This window comes from Colwellia sp. MB3u-41, from assembly GCF_014076845.1.
Classification (GTDB): domain Bacteria; phylum Pseudomonadota; class Gammaproteobacteria; order Enterobacterales; family Alteromonadaceae; genus Colwellia_A.
In genome coordinates this window covers 61,416-67,851 of record NZ_JACGUT010000073.1, presented here as the reverse complement: position 1 = coordinate 67,851, position 6,436 = coordinate 61,416, and the positions used below count along the sequence as shown (strand labels likewise).

The window sequence follows — 6,436 nt, the reverse complement described above, 5'->3', positions numbered from 1 at the left end:
TTTCATCCTTTCATCCTCCAATATTTCATCCTTTCATCCTCCAATATTTCATCCCGATATTTCATGATAATCGGTATTTATAAAAAAAAAGCGAATCATTTCTGATTCGCCTTTTTAAACTGTCACAAACTTAATGTCATTTGGCCATTAAGTTTGTGACTGGTGCCATTTTCATATCAATTAATTAGTTAGTCTATTGGGGTAATTAAATTTGTGACTATAAGGCTAGCTCATCAATGGTGCTCCAAAGGAGCAAAAAATTAGACTTATGCTTTTGCTAGAAGCTACCCCTTGTGACTATTTTGTGAGTGAACGCTATTCGTAAAAGCAGACATTTAAATGTTTCGTCTTGAACAAGAGCAAGTAAGTCGGAGGGAAAATAGATACCCTAACTGGTATTTACAGCAACCAATAGTAATGCATTTTGGGCTAGATTACTTCAATTAACACTTCGTTGTGGCGAAGCCATGGGATAGTGAAAGGACCATTGTAGGCTGCGTTAATAGGCTCGCTAACTGCGGTATAGCCGTTTTTCGCTATCCAGCTATTGAGGATTTGGGTTTGTGTTTCAACATTACTATCACTGAGTAGCCCGCTGAATTTTATCACCACTACTTTGTAATCCTTCACCTCTGTTATCCAGACGTCTGGATTGGTTGGCTTAGGGGTACTTTGTATCGTAAAGTCGGCAGGCATTACAAATGACATGACTTGTTGTTCTGATCGCTCTTTCATAAACACCGGAGCGGTCATAGCGATTTTAGTACCCTTAGATACTGCTTCTGATTCATCCATCAGTACAGGTGCTGTCATGGCTATTTTTGTGGAGCCTTCATTCTCACCAGTGATGTAGCTGAACAGATTTCTAAAAGCACTGTTCATTCCATCGGCTGACATGTCAGAGGACACTAACACTATCGATTCATAGTTACGCACTTCAATTTTCTGTACCTGATCAGATTTCAATAGTGTATAAGGCGCGTTTTCAACTCCACTTTCTCCAAACACGGAGCAACCGGCCAAAATCAGTGGAACAAGAAGTGCGAAAAGTAATTTCATAGAGTTTCCTTGAGGTCTTATAAAACAGTGCTTCTCACTGTTTTTATTTTTTATTAAGAATAGATACGTAAAACTGGGAAATTAGTTCAATTCAACATTAAATTTTATCTTCAATAAAACCTGTTGGTTGCAGTTGACTAGTCCTGAATTACAAGAAAGCCGATATCGGCTCACTTTTCTAACCGTAATAAGTAAAAAGGCGAATCATTTCTGATTCGCCTTTTAAATTATTATAATGGGAAGTTAACCATCTTCATTAAATCGTTAACCAACTTCATTAAATCGTTAACCAACTTCATTAACGATCCTCAACATGTGATCAATTAATCGATATAACTTTCAATTGGAGGACATGAACAAATTAGGTTACGGTCTCCGTAAACATCATCAATACGGTTAACTGTTGGCCAAAATTTATTTTTTGCTGCAGCTGGAACCGGGAATACCGCTTCTTTAATCGTATAAGCACGATCCCAAGTATCAGTAATATCGGCTAACGTATGTGGCGCGTTATGAAGTGGGTTGTTATCACTTGACCATTCACCTGATTCAACTTTACGTACTTCGTCGCGAATAGAAACCATCGCTTCAACGAAACGGTCAAGTTCAACTTTAGACTCTGACTCTGTAGGCTCAATCATGAAAGTGCCCGCTACTGGGAACGACATGGTTGGTGCGTGAAAACCATAATCGATTAAACGTTTTGCTATATCAACTTCGGTAATACCTGACGCTGCTTTAAGTGGACGTAAATCAATAATACATTCGTGAGCTACACGACCATTTTTTCCTGCATATAAAAGCGGGTAATGTTGGCTTAACTTTTTAGCTAAGTAGTTAGCGTTAGTAATCGCATATTTGGTCGCATCAGTAACACCTTGCTTACCTAACATTGCACAGTAAAGGTAAGAAATACATAAAATACCTGCACTACCAAAGGGTGCTGCTGCAACTGCGCCGTTACCTTTAGTGCTGTCATCAACAGTAATTAATGCATGATCAGGCAAGAATGGTGCAAGATGTGCTTTAACACCAATAGGTCCCATACCTGGGCCACCACCACCGTGTGGAATAGCAAAAGTTTTATGTAAGTTTAAGTGAGAAACGTCTGCGCCAATATAACCTGGAGACGTTACACCTACTTGTGCGTTCATGTTCGCGCCGTCGAGGTAAACTTGGCCACCACTGTCATGAACGATATTACAAATTTCTGCTACGGTTGTTTCATATACACCGTGCGTTGACGGGTAAGTGATCATAATACAGGCAAGATTGTCGGCCATTTCGCTTGCTTTAGTCTGCAAGTCCTCCATGTCAACGTTACCTTCTTTATCACAGGCAACTACAACAACTTTCATGCCAACCATTTGCGCAGACGCAGGGTTTGTACCGTGAGCAGAAGATGGAATTAAACAGATGTTACGATGTGCATCGCCACGACTTTCATGATATTTAACAATTGCAATTAATCCTGCATACTCACCTTGAGCACCAGAATTTGGTTGCATTGAAATATTGTCGTAACCTGTAAGCTCTACTAACCAATCGCCTAACTCATCAATCATTTGCTTATAACCTTGAGCTTGGTCAATCGGTGCAAATGGATGCATATTAGCAAATTCAGGCCATGATACTGGGATCATCTGTGCGGTTGCATTTAACTTCATTGTACAAGAACCCAAAGAAATCATTGAATGATTCAATGCTAAATCTTTGTTTTCTAATCTTTTGATATAACGAAGCATTTCTGTTTCGCTGTGGTATGAATTAAATACCGGATGAGTCAATATTTCAGATTCACGCACAAGTGATGCAGGAATTGAAGAATGGCCGCTGCTGAGTATTTTATCGTCAAGGTCGCTAACGTTTAAACCATGGTCTGTGCCTAATAATATATCAAATAAACCGGCAATGTTCTCACGAGTTGTTGTTTCATCAATAGAAATACTGATTTGACCCGTAACGTCAGTGCGGAAGTTAACGCCAGCCGCTAATGCGCGTGCAACGATTTCTTCTTTATTATCTAAATTGAACGTTAAGGTATCAAAGTAGTTAGCATGAATAGCTGTTAAGCCTTTAGTTGCTGTACCTAAGCATAAAATATCTGCGAAACGATGTATACGGTTAGCAATTATTTTTAAACCTTTAGGGCCATGGTATACCGCGTAAAACGCTGCCATGTTCGCTAATAACACCTGTGCGGTACAAATGTTTGAGTTAGCTTTTTCACGACGAATATGTTGTTCACGCGTTTGCATTGCCATACGTAATGCAGCATTACCGCGAGTATCTTTAGAAACACCAATAATACGGCCAGGTAATGAACGTTTGTATTTTTCAGAGGTAGTGAAAAATGCGGCGTGTGGTCCGCCGTAGCCCATTGGAACACCAAAACGCTGGCTTGAACCAATAACGGCATCAGCACCTAATTCACCCGGTGCTTTTAACATCACTAAACTCATGATATCGGCGGCTACCGCAACAATACCTTTGTTTGCGTGAATTTTTTCAATTAACTCGCTTATGTCTGTTACTTCACCCGTTGCACTTGGGTATTGTAATAAAGCACCAAAAATATCGTGGTCTGCGGCTTCATTTGCAGGAGCAACGATAACTTCAAAATCAAACATTTCTGCACGTTGTTTAACAACGTCAATAGTTTGTGGATAAACATCACTTGAGATAAAGAATAAATTTGATTTTTTATTTTTAGAAACACGCTTTGCTAATGCCATAGCTTCAGCAGCCGCAGTACCTTCATCCAATAATGAAGCAGAGGCAAGCTCTAAACCGGTAAGGTCGATACACATTTGCTGATAGTTTAATAACGACTCTAAACGCCCTTGTGCAATTTCTGGTTGGTAGGGCGTGTAAGCCGTATACCAGCCTGGATTTTCTAACACGTTACGCAAAATAACGTTCGGTGTTAGGGTGCCGTAGTAACCTAAACCAATGTAGGTATCGTTTACTTTATTTAAGTTTGCAACCGCTTTTAAATCGCTTAAGGCTTGCGCTTCTGTTTTACTTTCTTCAATAGCAGGCAACGCTGATAAACGAATATCACTTGGTACGATTTCATTGATAAGTGCATCAACTGACTCTACGCCAATGTCATTTAACATCGCTTGGGTTTGTTCGGCATTAGGGCCAATGTGACGACGAATAAAGTCTTGAGTTTGCTCTAAATAAGCAAGTGATTTTGATTGAGTAGTCATAAAACAGCTTCTCTTAAGTGGGTAATGAATTAACTGGGTCTTTAGTTACAGCGTAACTAAGATAAAGCCCCAAACAATCAGTTAGAGGCTTAATAACAGATTTTGTAAATAGTTAGCTTTTAGGTATAGCGCTAGAGTTATCAGTCTTATGACCTTAGTAAGCCTTTAAGTAAAGGTTTAAAAAGTAAGTGAGTTAGACGAGTAACAAAAGCAACGCAGCATAAACGCTAAAGGTGCCCGAAATTAGTCTTCGTCAATAGAATTTTCATAACCTTCAGCATCTAATAAAGCATCTAACTCTGCTTCGTCAGCTAGTTGAACCTTGAATAACCAACCCGCGCCAAAAGCATCTGAGTTAACTAATTCAGGAGAATCTTCTAAGTCTTCATTTACTTCAATAACCTTACCTGAAATAGGTGCGTAGATATCTGAAGCCGCTTTTACAGATTCAGCTACTGCAACGTCGTCACCAGTACTTATCTCATCATCAACATCAGGTAATTCAACAAATACCATATCACCTAATAAGTCTTGCGCGTGCTCAGTAATACCGACAGTAACTACGCCGTTACCTTCTTGACGTACCCATTCGTGTGATGTTGCATATTTTAGTTCTGAAGGAATGTTGCTCATTTTTTATTTTCCTGAAGTTAATTATTATTTATCGAAAACTCATGTTAATTGCTACTATTTGCTCACAATTAAATACTATAGCTTAATTATCATTCGAAATTGAACTCGCGTAAATAAATTTTACCCGAGTTTAACTTTATAATTCTACATCGTTCTATATCAAATTTTATGGTAAAAAATTGATTAAAAAACTTTTTTACCGTTGCGAACAAAGCTTGCTTTAATCACTTTAACGTTCACTAATTTTTTACGCATTTCTACTTCAACGGTGTCACCTAAGCTTACACTGCGAGGTACACGTGCCATAGCAATACTATGACCTAGTGTTGGCGAGAATGTGCCTGAGGTAATAATACCTTCACCAAATGGCGTAATCACTTTAAGACCGGTGCGTAGTACGCCTTTTTCTTCAAAGACTAAGCCAACAAGTTTAGGTTGGTCGCCAGCAGCTTTTTGGGCAGTTAATACTTCACGGCCAATAAAATCACGATCTGTTGGTTCCCAGCTAATGGTCCATGCCATGTTAGCCGCTAATGGCGAAACAGTTTCGTCCATATCTAAACCATAAAGATTCATGCCTGCTTCTAAGCGCAAGGTATCACGAGCGCCTAGACCACAAGGTGCTACACCTGCGTCTAATAGTTTTTGCCATAAATCTGCTGCTTGGTCTTCTGGAACAACGATTTCGTAACCGTTCTCACCGGTGTAACCGGTAGTCGCAATAAACAAATCACCCGCTTGAACACCAAAAAATGGCTTCATGCCTTCAACCGCTTGGGTTTGCTCTAGCGTTAATAGGGTAGCAACTTTAGCTTTAGCTTGTGGCCCTTGCACGGCAATCATACCGAATTCAGGACGTTCGGTAATAGTGATGTCAAAACCAGATGCTTGTTCATTCATCCACGCTAAATCTTTTACACGCGTCGCTGAGTTAACGACTAAGCGGTAATAAGTTTCAGTGAAGAAGTAAATGATCAAATCATCAATAACACCACCTTCGTTATTTAACATTCCGGTGTAAAGGGCTTTACCAGCAACCTCTAATTTTGCAACATCGTTAATCACTAAACGGCGTAAATATGCTTTTGCGTCGCTGCCTTTAATATCAACAATAGTCATGTGTGAAACATCAAACATACCAGCATCGGTTCGAACAGCATGATGCTCTTCTATTTGTGAGCCGTAGTTAATTGGCATTTCCCAACCGTGAAAATCAACTAGTTTTGCGCCAGCTTCAATGTGCTTAGCATGTAATACGGTTTTATTAGTCATCGTATGTATTCCACTTTAATTGTATGAATTCGCCAATAAGCCGAGCTTAAAGGCAGTATATTTACAAAATAATTGGTGAGATTATAGCCGCGCAAAGCCACCTATTCAACTAAAAACAAAGAAAATAGCCAAAAATACAAATTTAAAACAAGATAAATATATTAATCCAAACTTAATTTCCAAAAAGACCACCTAACCAAACTATAATCAAATTTACTTCCTTAAAAAATCAAATGTTGGGATTTTATTTTGTACTT

General features: G+C 39.1%; 4 protein-coding genes. All 4 read right to left on the bottom strand.

The annotated features are described in order from the left end of the window. Positions 1-429 precede the first annotated feature (429 nt). Entirely contained in the window at positions 430-1,059 is a 630-nt protein-coding gene (locus tag H4J73_RS07675; RefSeq protein ID WP_182180890.1) for a heme-binding protein, read from the bottom strand. 323 nt (positions 1,060-1,382) lie between these two features. Next, the gene (gene gcvP, locus H4J73_RS07670; RefSeq protein WP_182180891.1) at positions 1,383-4,274 is read right to left on the bottom strand and encodes an aminomethyl-transferring glycine dehydrogenase; all 2,892 of its coding nucleotides are present in this window, start codon (positions 4,272-4,274) and stop codon (positions 1,383-1,385) included. A gap of 243 nt (positions 4,275-4,517) precedes the next feature. Next, entirely contained in the window at positions 4,518-4,907 is a 390-nt protein-coding gene (gene gcvH / locus H4J73_RS07665) for a glycine cleavage system protein GcvH (RefSeq protein ID WP_182180892.1), read from the bottom strand. Positions 4,908-5,090: 183 nt separating this feature from the next. Further along, a complete protein-coding gene (gene gcvT, locus H4J73_RS07660) occupies positions 5,091-6,179 on the bottom strand; it encodes a glycine cleavage system aminomethyltransferase GcvT (RefSeq protein WP_182180893.1) in 1,089 nt (362 codons plus the stop codon). Between the last annotated feature and the right edge of the window lie 257 nt (positions 6,180-6,436).

What these genes read in the sequence shown, in the direction of transcription:
- gcvH (WP_182180892.1), bottom strand. Translation starts at nt 4,907, where the DNA reads ATGAGCAACATTCCTTCAGAACTAAAATATGCAACATCACACGAATGG.
- gcvP (WP_182180891.1), bottom strand. Translation starts at nt 4,274, where the DNA reads ATGACTACTCAATCAAAATCACTTGCTTATTTAGAGCAAACTCAAGAC.
- gcvT (WP_182180893.1), bottom strand. Translation starts at nt 6,179, where the DNA reads ATGACTAATAAAACCGTATTACATGCTAAGCACATTGAAGCTGGCGCA.
- H4J73_RS07675 (WP_182180890.1), bottom strand. Translation starts at nt 1,059, where the DNA reads ATGAAATTACTTTTCGCACTTCTTGTTCCACTGATTTTGGCCGGTTGC.